The following is a 14,551-nucleotide window of genomic DNA, read 5'->3' on the forward strand; positions in this document are numbered from 1 at the left end:
TTTGTAGTGGTGCCGGGTGGTGCCGGTCTTACTGCCGGGGTGCGGGCTGGGAGGCTTTCTGGGAGAAGGTCCGCCCGAAAACGCCCTCGGCGATGCGGTTCCTGAGCACTTCGATGGAGCCGCCGGCGATCATCCAGCCGCGCGTGCGGCGCACGCAGTACTCCACCAGGGCCTCCTGGCTGAAGCCCAGGCCCCCCATGACCTGCATGGCCTCGTTGGACACCTCCCAGCCCGCCAGATTGCAGGCCAGCTTGGCCATGGCCGTGCTTTGCGCGCTGGGCAGGCCATGCTCACCCTCGAGCGCGGCCTTGTAGAGCAGCAGCTGGGCCTGCTCCAGCTTCATCCACATGTCGGCGAACTTCCACTGCAGGCCCTGGAACTCGCACAGCTCGCGTCCGAACTGGCGGCGCACCCGTGCGTGCTCGCGCGCCAGGTTGAAGGCATGCCGGCCCAGCGCCAGCGCGCGCGAGGCATTGCCCAAGCGCTCCACGTTGAAGCCCGAGATCTGCTTCTTGAATCCACCCGCGCCCAGCAGCACGTTCTCGCGCGGAATGCGGCAGTTCTCGAAATACAGCTGCGCCCATTGCTCGCCATTCATGAAGGCCGAAGGCTGGCCGACCTCGAAGCCGGGCGTGCCGCGCTCCACCAGCACCGAGCCTATGCCGTCCACGCCCGGCCCGAAGCGCACGTAGACCAGGAACAGGCCGGCTTCGGGGCTGTGCGTGGAAAACACCTTGCTGCCGTTGATCACATAGTGATCGCCCTCCAGCGTGGCCGTGGTCCTCAGCTCGGTCACGGCCGAGCCTGCATCGGGCTCGGTCATGCCCAGAGAAATGAGCTTTTTTCCAGCCAGCAGATCCGGCAGGAAGCGCGCCTTCTGCGCGGCGTCCGCGTACTCCACGAAGGTGCGTATGGGGCCGAAGTTGCCGGCCTGCACGATGTCGGCGCTCTTGGGGCAGACCAGGGCCACCTGCTCGATGGCAAGCACGGCATGCATGAGCGAGCCGCCCTGCCCGCCGTCGGCCTCGGGAAAGGCAATGCCCAGCAAGCCCTGCTCGGCCAGCAGGCTCGCAGTCTCCCAGGGGTAATGCGGGGAATGCGCACGCTCCAGTGCGCCGGCCGCCAGCTTGTCCTGGGCGAACCGGGCCACGCTGTCGGCGAAAGCCTGGTGTTCTTCGGAAAGGGTGAAATCCATGGTGATCGGAAAGCGGGTTGACGATGGCCTGGATCATTGGCTCCAGCCCGCCGCTCAAGTTCTTCCAATCACGCCTCAAGACATGACAAAAGGATATGTCTATCGCGCCGGCGCACCGCTATCGTGAAAGCCTGCATCGTTGCACCAACCAGCCCCGCCCAGCCCCACCCGGCCCCGCCCGCCACCCTCACTCCCAACAAGTCCACGCCATGTATGTCAGCGAAACCCTGGGCCAGTTCGGCGCCCGATTCCAGCAAGCGCCCGTCGAGGCCAGCGTTCTCCACCATGCCCGACGCGCCGTGGTGGACTGGTATGCCGCGCTGATCGCCGGCTACGGCATGGACCCCACGCCCCGGCTGGAACGGGCCATGGCCGAAGACCTGGACCGGGGCGGCGCACGGCTGGCCCTGGGCCGGCGCGCCACCGCCCGGGCGGCGGCGCTGATCAACGGTACGGCCTCGCATGCAGCCGAGGTGGACGACATCTTCAAGCACGCCATCTACCACCCGGGCGCACCCACCATCTCGGCGGCCCTGGCGGTGGCGCAGCAGCAAAGGGCCAGCGGCCTGCAATTGCTGCAGGCCGTGATTGCGGGCTACGAGATCTCCACCCGCATAGGCCAGGTACTGGGACGTGCGCACTACCGCTACTGGCACAACACGGGCACGGTGGGCAGCTTTGGCGCTGCTGCGGCGGCGGCCTGTCTGCTGGGGCTGGATGCGCAGCGCTTCACGCATGCGCTGTGCACGGCGGCCACCTTTGCGGCGGGACTGCAGCAGGCCTTCCAGATGGACTCCATGTCCAAGCCGCTGCACGCCGGTCGCGCGGCCGAGGCCGGCGTCGCCGCAGCACTGATGGCCGGCCAGGGCGTGACGGGATCGCTCGATGTCTTCGAAGGCGCCATGGGCCTGGGCACGGCCATGAGCGATGCGCCTGATTGGCAGCCCGTGCTGGCGGACCTGGGCCAGGTCTTCAACATCGCTGCCATGACGTTCAAGAACCACGCCTGCTGCGGCCACACCTTCGCGCCCATCGACGGTGCCCTGCATCTGCAGCAGGCGCATGGCTTCGCTGCCGACGACATCGCACAACTGCAGGTTGCCACCTATGGCCCGGCCCTCACCGTGGCCGGCAACCGCGCACCACGCACGGCAGCCGAGGCACGCTTCAGCATTCCCTACGTGGTGGCCCATGCGCTGCGCAGGGGCAGCGTGCGGCTGGCGGCCTTCGACGAGGCTCATCTTGGTGATGCACAGACCCGCGCGCTGATGCAGCGCATCACGCTGGAACGGCACCCCGAGCTGGACCGCCAGTTCCCGGCGCAACGCGCCGCGCAGGTCCGCATCACCCTGCGCGACGGCAGTGTGCATGCCTGGCTGCAGCCCACGCGCAAGGGCGATCCCGACATGCCGCTCAGCGACGCCGATCTGCAGGCCAAGCTGGCCGAGCTGGCCGGACCCGTGCTGGGCGCGGACCGGCTGCGGCAGGTGACCGAGCGGCTGTGGACGCTGGACCAGGCCGCAGACCTCGATGGCTTGTGACGCGGGGCCTGCGCCTGCTCAGCCGGGCCAGGCCGAATGGCGTATCACGCTGCAGAAGTTCATCGGCCTGAAAGCCGGCTCCTTGTCCGCCAGCACATCGGCCTTCACGTTGCCGAAGGTGGTCTGGGGCTTGTGCCGGATGCCGTCGTAGAAGGCCTGGATGATCTCCTCCTTGAAGCGCGGACCGCGCGGATGGGCCTGCACGATGGCCTCGCGCTGGGCATCGGCGTAGTCGCCGTAGGTCAGCCCCAGCACATCCATCTCCACCCCGGCCGTCACCAGGGCGATGACGGGATGCATGAACTCGGGAATGCCGGGCGTCGTGTGCAGGGCAATGGCCGTCCAGACCAGATCGATGTCCTGCGCGGCGATTCCGTGGCCCCGCAGAAATTCGCGGGCTGCGTTGGCACCATCCACCTCGAAGCGGCAGCAATCGCTGCTGTGCCGGTGCGTGAGGCCCATGTCGTGGAACATGCAGCCGCAGTACAGCAGCTCGGGGTCGAACGCCAGGCCACGCCTGGCGCCCGCGAGGGCGCCGAAGTAGTAGACGCGGCTGGAATGGTGGAACAGCAGCGGCGATGCCGTGTCACGGACCAGTTCCGTGACCTCGCGCGCAAGCCGGCTGTCGGGGATGCGGATTCCGTCGATATCGAGACGCATGGGTGGCTCCTTTCAAAGTGCTCGATTCGATTCTGGGGATACACTGCCACGTCATCAATCGACGCATACCGTCGATTTCTGCCATTTCACGCGCGATGCGGACACCGGGGCTTTTCCATGACAAGAACGATTGCGATCCTTGCGCTGCAAGGCGTCCAGCTGCTGGATGTCTCGGGGCCGCTGGACGTGTTCGCGCAGGCCAACGCAGAACTGGGCCGCCCCTTCTATGCGCTGAAGGTGGTGGGCCGCGACCATGCGCCCATCCACAGCTCGTCGGGCGTGCGTCTGGTGCCCGACTGGGCCATGGGAGATGCGCTACCCCGGCTGGACACGCTGCTGGTCGCAGGCGCCCCCCATGCCATGGACATGCTGCTGGGCGAGCCCACGCTGCAATGGCTGCGCACCATGGCCAGGCAGTCCAGGCGCTTCGGATCGGTGTGCTCGGGCGCGCTGTTCCTGGCGGCCGCCGGCCTGCTCGACGGCCGGCGGGTGACCACGCACTGGGCCGTGGCCGACACGCTCAGGCACGCCCATCCACGTACCACCGTGCTGGACGACGCGCTGCATGTGCGCGATGGCAAGCTGCGCACCTCAGCCGGGGTCACGGCAGGCCTGGACCTGGCCCTTTCGCTGGTGGAGGAGGACTGCGGGCGCGAAGTGGCGGCCCGCGTGGCTTCACAGCTGGTGATGTTCTTCAAGCGTCCCGGCGGCCAGCTGCAGTTCAGCCGCAAGGGCCATGCGGGACCGGCTGGCCGCTCTGCGCTGCAAGAAATACAGCGCTGGGCCGTGGCGCATCCCGCGCAGGACCTCTCGGTGCGTGCGCTGGCTGAGCGCGCCGGTCTCAGCGCGCGGCATTTCGCGCGGCTGTTCCAGGCGGAAGTCGGCGTGACGCCAGCCGCCTGGGTGGAAACCATGCGCGTGTCCGCAGCCCGTGAACTGCTGGAGGCCGGCCATGACGCGCCCAAGCAGATCGCCGCGCAGTGCGGCTTTGCCAACGCGGACACCCTGCGCCGCAGTTTTTCCAAGCACCTGGGCATTTCTCCAGCCATGTACCGGCGTCACCAGGGCGCGGCCCCCGAAATCCCGGGCAGAGAAAAATAAAAACATAGCAGCCAGTCTTTGCCTTATCTAACGATGAAGGCAAAAACAAGGTCCGAATCCAGGCCAAGGCGCAAAAAAAGTTCAGCCGAACTTGCAGGATCGGCAAGGCTTGTTCGGCATACGGGGAGTCACACCACTTTCCCAGCCCCATGCCCCGCACCCTCCCCCACCAGCCCCAGGACGGCCTTGCAGCCGCACGGGGCTGGCCTGCGTCCATGGGGATGGCTGGGGTGGCAGCGGTGCTGGGGGTGGCGATGCTGGTTGCCACGGCAGCGGACTGCGCCCATGCAGCGCCGTCCGCCCAGGCCGCCCAAGCCGGCCAGCGCAGCTTTTCGATTGCGGCCGGCCCGCTCACGCATGTGATCGCGCAGTACGCCAACCAGGCTGGCGTTGCACTGTCGTTTGATGCCGCGCAGCTGGGCCGGCTGCAGTCCCCGGGGCTGCAGGGCAGCTATGGCGTGGAAGACGGTTTTGCCAGGCTGCTGCAGGGCACGGCGCTGCAGGCCGTGCGCGAGTCCAGCGGCGTCTATACGCTGCGGCCGCTGCCAGCGGCGGCCTCGGGCACGGGCGGGCAGACGCTGGGCACGGTCACGGTCCGGGCCACGGCGCCGGCCAGTGCCACGACCGAGGCATCGGACAGCTACGCGGCCAGCCTGGTCACGGGCTACAAGGGGCTTCAGTCGGTGCGCGACATCCCGCAGCCCGTGACCGTGCTCACGCGCCAGTGGCTGGACGAGCAGGCCCTGCCCGACCTGCATGCCGTGCTGCAGCACACGCCGGGCGTGACGGTGGAGTACATCGACAGCGAGCGCATCGCCTATTACTCGCGCGGCTACCAGATCGATTCGCTGCAGGTGGACGGGCTCAATGTGAACCAGGTGGCCTCGGCCTCCACCTTCATCCAGCCCGACATGGCCATGCTGGACCGCGTGGAGGTGCTGCGCGGCGCCACGGGCCTGCTGCGTGGCGCGGGCTCGCCCTCGGCCATGGTGAACATGGTGCGCAAGCGGCCCATGGCGCAATGGCAGGGCTCGGCCGCGCTGACGCTGGGTTCCTGGGACCGCCAGCGCATGGAGGCCGACCTGTCCGGCCCGCTGAACGCAGCCGGCACGCTGCGCGGCCGGCTGGTGGCGCTGGCGGACGACAAGGCATCGTTCCAGACCGCGCGCAAGGAAAAGCGCCTGGGCCTGTACGGTGTGCTGGAGGCGGACCTGGGGCCGCGCACCACGCTCACGGCCGGCCTGCAGCACACGGACCTGCAGGCCACGGGCTCCTGGGGCGGCCTGCCCGCCGCCGCCGACGGCAGCCAGCTCGGCCTGCCGCGCAGCACCTACCTGGGCACGCCCTGGAATACCTGGGACCGCCACAACCAGCAGGCCTTTGCCGAGCTGGAGCACCGGCTGGACAGCGGCTGGCAACTGAAGGCCCAGGCGGCGCACACGCGGTTTCGGTCGGACGGGTTCAAGCAGACCTCGTTTTCCAGGGCCAGCGACAGCAATCCCTATCTGTTCGACGTGAGCACCTCCATCTATGGCGGCGACGGCAGCACGCAGAACGCGCTGAGCCTGCTGGCCAGCGGCCCCTTCGAGGCCCTGGGCCGCAGGCACGAGCTGTCGCTGGGCGCCGACCTGCAGCGCATCCGCAGCACGGGCGCCACGGGCTACTGGGGCGTGAGCCCGCTGCGCAATGTGGACATCCGCGGCTGGAATCCGTACACCAGCTACCCCGAGCCCTTCTACAGCGAGGGCAACGGCAACGCCTATTCATCGCCCGTGTCCCACATCCACCAGTACGGCGGATTCGCGCGGGCCCGGCTGTCGCTGACCGACTCGCTCACCGCCATTGCCGGCGCGCGCCTGAGCTGGTGGAGCTACCTCGAACCCGGCAATGCCCAAAGCGGCTACAGCGTGCGCCGCGAGCTGACGCCCTATGCGGGCCTGGTGCATGCGCTGTCGGACACGCTCGACGCCTATGCCAGCTACAGCGAGATCTTCAGCCCCCAGGACAAGAAGGCCGCCGACGGCAGCATCCTGGCGCCCGCCCGGGGCGAGGACCTGGAGGCCGGGCTCAAGGGCAGTTTCATGGACGGCCGGCTGCAGGCCAGCGTGTCGGTGTTCCGCATCCAGCGCGTGGGCAGCGCCATGCAGGACACGGCATCGGCCATGCCCTGCCTGCCGTACTACCCGACCAGCCACTGCTTCATGGCCGGCGGCAAGAGCCGCAGCCAGGGCTGGGAGCTGGAGCTGTCCGGCGAGCCCGCGCCAGGCTGGCAGGTGCTGGCCGGCTACACCTACACCCAGGCCAGGTACCTGCGCGACGCCTCCGAGGCCAACGTGGGCCAGCCGCTGCGCCCCGTGGACCCGCGCCATGCGCTGCGCCTGTTTGCCAGCCACCGCTTCAAGGGGCCCTTGCAGGGATGGACCGCAGGCGCCGGCGTGCGGCTGCAAAGCGATGCCTATGCCAGCGTGGGCAATGTCACCACCCGCCAGGGTGGCTATGCGCTTTTTGACGCGCTGCTGGCCTACCGCCTGGACGACACCTACTCGCTGCAGCTGAACGTGAGCAACCTGCTGGACAAGCGCTACTACGCCAAGTTCTCGCCCAACAGCACCTACTTCAACAACTACTACGACGATCCGCGCAACGTGACGGTGTCGCTGCGCGCGCGATTCTAGGGCCACGGCCGGCCTGCCCTCCTTTCCCTGTTTTTCTTCCCCGGTTTTTCTTCACGGTTTTTCCAACCTTTGCACATGACTGCCATGACGCACCACAGCACTCCTGCGGACTTCCGCTTCGCTCCCCATCCCCTCACGCGCCTGATCCGCCAATGCCTGGGCGCCGGCCTGGCCCTGGCCGCCGTGGGCGTGGCGGCCCAGACGGCCGAGGGCCCGGCCCTCAAGGAGGTGACGGTGAGCGACCAGGCCGAGGCCATCGGCGGACTGCAAAAGACCTATGCCGGCGGCCAGATCGCGCGCGGCGGCGACCTGGGCATCCTGGGCAAGACCGACCAGATGAACGTGCCCTTCAGCACGACCAACTACACCTCGGAGCTGATCGAGAACCAGCAGGCGCTGACCATCGCCGACGTGGTGATGAACGACGCCTCGGTGCGCACGCTGCAGGCGCGCGGCGGCTATGGCGATGACTTCCAGGTGCGGGGCTTTTCCCTGTCCATGCGCGATGTGTCGGTGAACGGCCTGTACGGCCTGTCGCCCTCCACGCGACTGCCGCTGGAGGTGATCGAGCGCGTGGAAGTGCTCAAGGGCCCCGGCTCGCTGACCAATGGCGTGGGTCCCAGCGGCAGCATCGGCGGCAGCATCAACGTGGTCACCAAGCGCGCGGGCGACGTGCCGCTGAACCGCCTGACCGCCACCTACATGGGCAAGGCCCAGTTCGGCACCCACCTGGACGTGGGCCGCCGCTTTGGCGAAGACAACCAGTGGGGCGTGCGGGTGAACGGCGTGTGGCGCAACGGCGAAGGCAACATCGACGGCGGCCGCCAGCGCCTGGGCCTGGCCTCGGTGGGGCTGGACTACGAAGGCCAGGGCCTGCGCTGGTCGCTGGACGCGCTGACCACCAGCGGCAAGACCACGGAGTTCCGCCCGCAAAGCGCCTTCCTGGCCGGCATCACCCAGGTGCCCGCCGTGCCCGACAGCCGCACCAACTTGAACCCGGGCACGGAGCTGCTGGACAAGGCCAAGACCGTGATCTCGCGCGTGGAATACGACATCAACGCCAACACCTCCGTCTACGGCGGCGTGGGCTACAGCGATGTGTCCAGCGACCAGAGCTTCCCCACGGCCGTGCAGCGCATCGACTCGCTGGGCAACTTCACGGTGCGCAACGGCTTCTACGACGAGTTCAACAAGACCACCTCGGCCGACGTGGGCCTGCGCACACGCTTCAAGACCGGCGCCATCGGCCACACCGTGGTGGCAGCGGCCAACTACATGGACCGCGAGAGCGGCTACTTCTACCAGCTGACCACCAAAGCCGTCCCCTCCAACATCTACAACCCGTCGCCCCTGCCTGCCATCGACTTCGTGCGCGGCGCGCCCACCAAGAACGCCGAGCTGACGCAGCACAGCCTGGCGCTGGCCGACACCATGGCGCTGTTCAGCGACCGCCTGCTGGTGACCGTGGGCCTGCGCGACCAGACCATCGACCAGAAGAACGCCAGCGGCACCACGCTGTACAAGGCCAGCGCCGTGACGCCGCTGGCCGGCGTGGTGTTCAAGCCGCAGAACCATGTCGCGGTCTACGCCAACTACACGGCGGGCCTGTCGGCAGGCGGCACGGCCGGGCCCAACACGGCCAATGCCGGCCAGGTGTTCGCGCCGCAGAAGTCCAAGCAGTACGAAGTGGGCGTGAAGGTGGACTGGGGCCGCATGACCACGCAGGCCGCGCTCTACCAGATCCAGCGCCCGGGCTCCATGACGGACCCGGTGACCAATGTCTACAGCTTCGGCGGCGAGACGCGCAACCGCGGCCTGGAGCTGACCGCCTACGGCGAGATCCACAAGGGCCTGCGCCTGCTGGCCAGCGCGGCCTTCAACAACGCCAGGCTCTCGCGCACGGCAGGCGGCGTGAACCAGGGCAACGATGCCAACGGCGTGCCCGACCGCACCTTCAACCTGGGCCTGGACTGGGATACGCCCTGGGTGGAGGGCCTGAGCCTGAACGGCCGCGTGATCCACACCTCGTCCATGTACTACGACGCGGCCAACATCCTGCGCATGCCCGGCTGGACGCGCCTGGACCTGGGCGCACGCCTGCGCACCCACGTGGCCGGCAAGCCGGTGGTGCTGCGCGCCAGCCTGGAGAACGTCAGCAACAGGAGCTACTGGGTGACTGCCGCCGGCTACACCACCACGGGCGCGCCGCGCACGCTGATGCTGTCGGCACAAGTGGACTTCTAAGCCACCGGCCACCGGCAACCGCCCCGCCCCCGGCATGGCGCCGGGGGCGCGGTGATGGCGGGGGCCCCAGGCCCCCTTCTGTCAGAGAAAAGAACACCCCATGCAAAGCCACACGATCAAGACCTGGGCCTGGTTGCACAAATGGAGCAGCCTGGTCTGCACCGTCTTCATGCTGCTGCTGTGCCTGACCGGCCTTCCGCTGATCTTCCACCACGAAATCGGCCACCTGCTGGGCACCGAGGTGGAGGCCCCGCCCATGCCCCAGGGCACGCCCCATGCCAGCCTGGACAAGGTGCTGGAGGTGGCCCGTGCCCAGCACCCGGACCGCGTGGTGCAGTTCGTCTCCAAGTCCGACGACACCGACGACCTCTGGTTCGTCACCATGACGCCCACGCCGGCGCCCACGGACGATTTCCGCTCCGTGGTCATCGATGCGCGCACGGCAGAGCTGCTGGCCCAGCCGCGCTTCGACCAGGGCTTCATGTGGGTCATGTTCAAGCTGCACGTGGACCTGTTCGCGGGCCTGCCGGGCAAGCTGTTCCTGGGCTTCATGGGGCTGCTGCTGCTGATCGCCATCGTCAGCGGCGTGGTGCTGTACGCGCCCTTCATGCGCAAGCTCGATTTCGGCACCGTGCGCCGCACGCGCCAGCCGCGCCTGAAGTGGCTGGACCTGCACAACCTGCTGGGCATCGTCACCCTGGTGTGGCTGTTCGTGGTGGGCGCCACCGGCATGATCAATACCTGGGCCGACCTGCTGATCAAGTACTGGCAGCATGACCAGCTCAGCAGCGTGCTGGCGCCCTACCAGGGCCAGGACACGGTGCCGGTGGCGGAGCGCGCCTCGCTGCAGCAATCGCTGCAGGCCGCCCAGCAGCAGGTGCCGGGCACCAGGCTGTACTTCATCGCCTTCCCCGGCACCACGTTCTCCAGCCCGCACCACCACACCTTCTTCCTGCGCGGCAACGAGCCCCTGACCTCGCGCCTGTTCCTGCCCGTGCTGGTGGACGCCAGGACCGCCCAGGTCACGGCCGCGCCTGCCCTGCCCTGGTATCTGACGGCGCTGCTGGTGTCCCAGCCGCTGCACTTCGGCGACTACGGCGGGCGGGCCATGCAGATCCTCTGGGCGCTGCTGGACATCGCCAGCATCATCGTGCTGGGCACGGGCCTGTACCTGTGGGTCAAAAAGGGCAAGAGCGTGCCGGCCCCGCAGCCCGCGCCGCGCGGCAAGGAGGTCTCGGCATGAGCGGCGCGCGACACCGGGGCTTTCTCGCCCTCTGGGGCTGGCCCATCGCGCTGGGCGTGCTGACGGCCATCGGCCTGGTCTCGGCCCTGTTCAGCGACGGCGGCCTTGGCGACATGCTGGCCGGCGTCTGCCTGGCCGTTCCCACGGCGGCAGGGATCTGGCATGGATGGCTGCGGCGCAGGCCGCCGGGCTGAAGCCGGGGCAGGCCGGCACGGCGCTCAGTCGCGCGGGTCGCGCTGGCCTGCGCTTTCCAGCAGCTGCTGCAAGGCTTCGCCCAGTGGCCGCCAGACATCGGTGACACCGGCCCAGTCGCCGGCCAGGCAGGCCTGCTCCAGGCTCCTGGTCAGTCCGCTGGCCCGCTCCTGTCCCAGCAGGCGCAACACGCTCTGCAGGCTGTGCGCCTGCCTGCGCAGGGCCATGGCGTTCTGCTCCGCGATAAGGACCTCCATCCGGGCGATATCGTCGGGCAAGTGTGCAAGGCAGATGTCACGGTAGCTGTGGAACAGGCCTGCGTCGCCACCAAAGAAATTGGCGATGGCGAGCGCGTCCGACGGCGCCTCCGGTTGCACATCCGGTTGCACATCCGGTCGCACATCCGGCTGCGCATCGGCGCCCTCGCCCGTCCCGGCCTCCTGCCTGGGAGGGGGAGGCGGCGCATGCTGCTGGAGCACTGACTCCACGCAGTCCACCAGTTGCGCCACCGACACCGGCTTGAGCAGCACGCGCCACACCTTCAACTGCTCCAGCTGCAGCGCAACATCGGCCCGCACGCCGGCACTGAAGACCACGGCGCAGCAGCCCGCCTGCGGCGAGCGGCGCAGCCACTCGATCAGCTCCACGCCGGAGGCGCCGGGCAGCATCAGATCGGTGATCAGCAGGGCAAAGGGCTGGGTTTGCAGCAGTTGCTGGGCCTGCTCCGCACTCGTGCAGGACACCAGCGTGAGGGGCAGGCCCTCCAGCGCCAGCGCAACGAACCGCGCAATCGAGGCATCGTCCTCGACCAGCAGGACCGCAGGAAGGGGCGCGTTCACGCCGCCGGCCCGCCCAGCAGCCCGCCCAGCGCTTCGGGCAGTTCCTGCACCAGCTGGGGCTTGTGGATCACGCGCACGCCGCCCAATGCGAAGGCATAGGCCTCGCGCTCTGACGCCTCCAGCGAGGTGACCACCAGCAGCTTGCAGCGCGCGAACTGCTCATGGGTGCGCAAGGTGGTGATCAGGGCGGCGCCGTCGATGTCGGGCAGCAGGATGTCCACCAGCAGCACATCGGGCTGGATCTGGCCGTACAGCGCCATGCCCGTGATCCCGTCGTTCGCCACATGCAGCTGGACGTCGGGAAAGTGACGCTGCACCAGCATGCGCACCAGATTCTGGAAGTGCACGGAGTCCTCGATCAGCAGCACGCGCTGCCCGGTGCCCGAACCCGCCTGGGCAGGGGCCGGCGCCTGTGCCACCGCTGGTGCGCCGGGCACCCCGGGCGCTGCGCGCTCGCCCTGCCTGCTGCGCCAGCGCTCCACGGAAGCGCGCGTAATGCGGCGATGGCCTCCGGGCGTCTTCCAGGCCTCGAGCTCGCCGCGATCGACCATGAGCTGGACCGATCGCACGGCCATGCCCAGCAGCTTTGCCACCTCGGCAGTCGTGTAGTGCGGAATTTGGCCTGATGGGGTGCTGTTCTCGGACATGGCAGCAATTTTGCATCAAATACGATTGAAAAATTCAATATAAATTTGATGAATTTGATATTTATGATTTAGCCTCACGCAGCCCCCTTCAACTGCGTTGTGAAAGGTCCACCATGAAGAAGATACTGATCGTCGAAGACCAGGCCGACATCCGCAAACTGCTGCGCATGACGCTGGAGTCCGGCGCCTACGAGGTCATGGAGGTGCCCACCGCCGACGAAGCCTGGGCCGTGGCCCAGCGCAACAAGCCCGATATCGTGCTGCTGGACATGATGATGCCCGGCACGCTGGACGGCCTGGAGGTGTGCTGTCGCATCAAGACCTCCTACGATCTGCGGCATACCCTGGTGGTGCTGCTCACCGCCCGGGACAGCGCAGAGGACCGCGAGGCGGGCTTCAATGCGGGCGCCGACGAATACCTGGTCAAGCCCTTCAGCCCGACCCGGCTGCTGCAGATCCTGGCCAGCCTTGAAAGGAGCGACTGATGATGATGCGCGCACGGGAGACCGGCCGCGTGGATCTGTCCATGGCAGACGGCCCGTCCAGCCGCAGGCTGGCGGGCGGCTGGCACTGGACGCAGGCGTTCGCGCCGGCCCGGCCCGTTCCTGTGCCGCACGACGGGTTGACCGCCATCGTCGCGCCCCGGAATTTCTGATGGAGCATCTTCATCATGTCTGATCGAGCTACCGCGCATCATTTCCTGGGTGCCGGACGCAGCGCCCACATCAAGGCACTGGTGCTGACCTTTGCCCTGTGCGTGCTTGCCGGGCTGGTGCTCTTCGTCTGGAGCCAGCTGCACGCCGAGGCCGACCAGAGCAAGTCCCAGGCCGCACTGCTGGCGCGCGTGCTGGAGGACCAGACGGCCAAGACCTTCGAGAACACCGAAATGGCCCTGTCCAGCCTGGCGCACCACCCCGCCATCCTGGCCGCCGGCAGCACGCGCAGCACGCGCGAGGCCGCCATGGCCCAGCTGATCGCCCAGCTGCCCTACCTGCGCAGCATGGCCCTGCTCGACGACAAGGGACTCATCCTGGCCAGCACCCAGGCGGGCGAGGCCGGCCAGCAGATCGACATGCAGGAGCTGCTGCACGACAAGAGCGCCGTCGTCGTGCCCGGCAAGCCCCTGCTGGGCCGGCTGGTGCCCGGCCGTGGCCTGTCGGCCCTGGCGCCCCGCGCGCACCCGTCGCCGCGCGGCGTATCGTTTCTGCCGCAGCTGCTGGGCTTTCACCAGGACAACGGCATGCCCGCCGTGCTGGTGGCCCTGATCAACCCCGACGCCGTGGCCAACTTCTACCAGGCCACGCTGGAGATCCTCAGCTACGAGGCCGTGCTGCTGACCTACGACGGCCGGCCGCTGGCCAGCACCAATGCGGGCACGGGCGTGCAGGCGACCGCCGTGCTGCAGACACCGCTGTTCCGGCAATGGCTGCCGCACAGCGAATTCGGCTCCTACATCGGCGCGGGCATGCTCGGTTCCCATGAGATCGTGTCGTTTCGCACCGTGCGCAACTGGCCCCTGCTGCTGGTGGTGGAGGAGCCCTACGCAGCCCTGGTGGCGCGCTGGAGAGATGACGCCTTCGCCTTCTTCGTGGCCGGCGTGGCCCTGCTGGCCCTGGTGCTGGGCCTGAGCTGGTCGGTGCTCAAGACGCGCAGGGAGCAGAAGACGGCACAGCAGGCCATGGAGCAGGCCCAGGCACGCTTGGCGCGCAGCGAGCACGAGATGGCCGTGCTCATGCGCAGCGTGCAGGAGCTGATCTTTCGCACCGACAGCGAGGGTCTGCTGACCTTCGTGAACGCACGCTGGGAACAGCTGACCGGCCAGCCCAGCTCCGAGGCCGTAGGGCAGCCGCTGGAGAACATCGTGGACGGCCCGTACCGCGCGCAGATCCAGGCCCTGCTCGATCCCCTGGCCCGGCTGGCGCCGCGCAACTGCCAGGCCATGTTCCAGCTGCCGGGCCACCGGGAAATACTCTGCGACATCGCCGTCGTCCCCCTGCTGCGCGACGGCCGGCTCGTGGGCTTCGCGGGCAGCGCCGTGGACGTGACGGCCCGCTGGAAGGCGCAGCAGGAGCTGCAGACCCAGCTGGCCTTCCAGCACCTGCTGTTCGAGACCACGCCCCTGCCCATGCTGGTCACCGACGCGGACCACCGCGTGGTACTGGTCAACAAGGCCTGGGAGGACTTCTTCGGCCGCGGCCGCTATGCCGTGCTCGG

At 68.3% G+C, this 14,551-nt stretch carries 13 protein-coding genes; 9 read left to right on the forward strand and 4 right to left on the reverse strand.

The window, feature by feature from the left end; all coding sequences use genetic code 11:
* Positions 1 to 28 precede the first annotated feature (28 nt).
* Positions 29 to 1,195, reverse strand: a complete 1,167-nt coding sequence (locus tag ACF8NF_RS21835) for an acyl-CoA dehydrogenase family protein (protein WP_016454279.1) — start codon at positions 1,193 to 1,195, stop codon at positions 29 to 31.
* A 209-nt stretch (positions 1,196 to 1,404) separates the two neighbouring features.
* Here ACF8NF_RS21835 and ACF8NF_RS21840 point away from each other — a divergent pair, with 209 nt between their 5' ends.
* A complete protein-coding gene (locus ACF8NF_RS21840; protein ID WP_392451269.1) occupies positions 1,405 to 2,736 on the forward strand; it encodes an MmgE/PrpD family protein in 1,332 nt (443 codons plus the stop codon).
* An 18-nt stretch (positions 2,737 to 2,754) separates the two neighbouring features.
* Here ACF8NF_RS21840 and ACF8NF_RS21845 read toward each other — a convergent pair whose 3' ends face one another.
* The gene (locus ACF8NF_RS21845; protein WP_012203806.1) at positions 2,755 to 3,396 is read right to left on the reverse strand and encodes an HD domain-containing protein; all 642 of its coding nucleotides are present in this window, start codon (positions 3,394 to 3,396) and stop codon (positions 2,755 to 2,757) included.
* A 117-nt stretch (positions 3,397 to 3,513) separates the two neighbouring features.
* Between ACF8NF_RS21845 and ACF8NF_RS21850 the strand changes: the two genes are divergently transcribed.
* The 5 genes from ACF8NF_RS21850 (at position 3,514) to ACF8NF_RS21870 (ending at position 10,853) form a co-directional block, all read left to right on the forward strand.
* The gene (locus tag ACF8NF_RS21850) at positions 3,514 to 4,497 is read left to right on the forward strand and encodes a GlxA family transcriptional regulator (protein WP_012203805.1); all 984 of its coding nucleotides are present in this window, start codon (positions 3,514 to 3,516) and stop codon (positions 4,495 to 4,497) included.
* A 149-nt stretch (positions 4,498 to 4,646) separates the two neighbouring features.
* Positions 4,647 to 7,172 (forward strand): TonB-dependent siderophore receptor, encoded by a 2,526-nt coding sequence (locus tag ACF8NF_RS21855; protein ID WP_392451270.1) that lies wholly within the window; start codon positions 4,647 to 4,649, stop codon positions 7,170 to 7,172.
* A gap of 75 nt (positions 7,173 to 7,247) precedes the next feature.
* A complete protein-coding gene (locus ACF8NF_RS21860; protein ID WP_392451271.1) occupies positions 7,248 to 9,416 on the forward strand; it encodes a TonB-dependent receptor in 2,169 nt (722 codons plus the stop codon).
* Positions 9,417 to 9,516: 100 nt separating this feature from the next.
* Positions 9,517 to 10,659 carry a PepSY-associated TM helix domain-containing protein gene (locus tag ACF8NF_RS21865; protein ID WP_392451272.1) on the forward strand — a complete coding sequence of 381 codons (1,143 nt, stop codon included), beginning with the start codon at positions 9,517 to 9,519 and terminating at the stop codon, positions 10,657 to 10,659.
* Positions 10,656 to 10,853: a hypothetical protein gene (locus ACF8NF_RS21870; protein ID WP_016450117.1), complete on the forward strand. Its 198-nt coding sequence runs from the start codon at positions 10,656 to 10,658 to the stop codon at positions 10,851 to 10,853. Before ACF8NF_RS21865 ends, ACF8NF_RS21870 begins: the two co-directional genes overlap by 4 nt.
* A gap of 24 nt (positions 10,854 to 10,877) precedes the next feature.
* Here ACF8NF_RS21870 and ACF8NF_RS21875 read toward each other — a convergent pair whose 3' ends face one another.
* Together ACF8NF_RS21875 and ACF8NF_RS21880 are read right to left on the reverse strand one after the other, a co-directional pair.
* Positions 10,878 to 11,690, reverse strand: coding sequence for a response regulator (locus tag ACF8NF_RS21875; RefSeq protein WP_392451273.1), 813 nt, complete (start codon positions 11,688 to 11,690; stop codon positions 10,878 to 10,880).
* Positions 11,687 to 12,337, reverse strand: coding sequence for a response regulator (locus tag ACF8NF_RS21880; protein WP_016450119.1), 651 nt, complete (start codon positions 12,335 to 12,337; stop codon positions 11,687 to 11,689). The genes ACF8NF_RS21875 and ACF8NF_RS21880 overlap by 4 nt, the downstream gene beginning before the upstream one ends.
* 113 nt (positions 12,338 to 12,450) lie before the next feature.
* Between ACF8NF_RS21880 and ACF8NF_RS21885 the strand changes: the two genes are divergently transcribed.
* The 3 genes from ACF8NF_RS21885 to ACF8NF_RS21895 all read left to right on the forward strand — a co-directional run.
* Positions 12,451 to 12,822, forward strand: a complete 372-nt coding sequence (locus ACF8NF_RS21885; protein WP_017407052.1) for a response regulator transcription factor — start codon at positions 12,451 to 12,453, stop codon at positions 12,820 to 12,822.
* Positions 12,822 to 12,992, forward strand: coding sequence for a hypothetical protein (locus ACF8NF_RS21890; RefSeq protein WP_016454269.1), 171 nt, complete (start codon positions 12,822 to 12,824; stop codon positions 12,990 to 12,992). The genes ACF8NF_RS21885 and ACF8NF_RS21890 overlap by 1 nt, the downstream gene beginning before the upstream one ends.
* A 15-nt stretch (positions 12,993 to 13,007) precedes the next feature.
* Positions 13,008 to 14,551: PAS domain S-box protein (locus ACF8NF_RS21895; RefSeq protein WP_392451274.1), on the forward strand; the 1,544-nt coding region annotated here is incomplete at its 3' end.

This window comes from Delftia sp. WSY_22, from assembly GCF_043104185.1.
In the GTDB taxonomy this organism is placed as follows: Bacteria; Pseudomonadota; Gammaproteobacteria; order Burkholderiales; family Burkholderiaceae_C; genus Comamonas; species Comamonas tsuruhatensis.

What these genes read in the sequence shown, in the direction of transcription:
- ACF8NF_RS21835 (WP_016454279.1), bottom strand. Translation starts at nt 1,195, where the DNA reads ATGGATTTCACCCTTTCCGAAGAACACCAGGCTTTCGCCGACAGCGTG.
- ACF8NF_RS21885 (WP_017407052.1), top strand. Translation starts at nt 12,451, where the DNA reads ATGAAGAAGATACTGATCGTCGAAGACCAGGCCGACATCCGCAAACTG.
- ACF8NF_RS21880 (WP_016450119.1), bottom strand. Translation starts at nt 12,337, where the DNA reads ATGTCCGAGAACAGCACCCCATCAGGCCAAATTCCGCACTACACGACT.
- ACF8NF_RS21850 (WP_012203805.1), top strand. Translation starts at nt 3,514, where the DNA reads ATGACAAGAACGATTGCGATCCTTGCGCTGCAAGGCGTCCAGCTGCTG.
- ACF8NF_RS21855 (WP_392451270.1), top strand. Translation starts at nt 4,647, where the DNA reads ATGCCCCGCACCCTCCCCCACCAGCCCCAGGACGGCCTTGCAGCCGCA.
- ACF8NF_RS21865 (WP_392451272.1), top strand. Translation starts at nt 9,517, where the DNA reads ATGCAAAGCCACACGATCAAGACCTGGGCCTGGTTGCACAAATGGAGC.
- ACF8NF_RS21840 (WP_392451269.1), top strand. Translation starts at nt 1,405, where the DNA reads ATGTATGTCAGCGAAACCCTGGGCCAGTTCGGCGCCCGATTCCAGCAA.
- ACF8NF_RS21845 (WP_012203806.1), bottom strand. Translation starts at nt 3,396, where the DNA reads ATGCGTCTCGATATCGACGGAATCCGCATCCCCGACAGCCGGCTTGCG.
- ACF8NF_RS21890 (WP_016454269.1), top strand. Translation starts at nt 12,822, where the DNA reads ATGATGATGCGCGCACGGGAGACCGGCCGCGTGGATCTGTCCATGGCA.
- ACF8NF_RS21860 (WP_392451271.1), top strand. Translation starts at nt 7,248, where the DNA reads ATGACTGCCATGACGCACCACAGCACTCCTGCGGACTTCCGCTTCGCT.
- ACF8NF_RS21870 (WP_016450117.1), top strand. Translation starts at nt 10,656, where the DNA reads ATGAGCGGCGCGCGACACCGGGGCTTTCTCGCCCTCTGGGGCTGGCCC.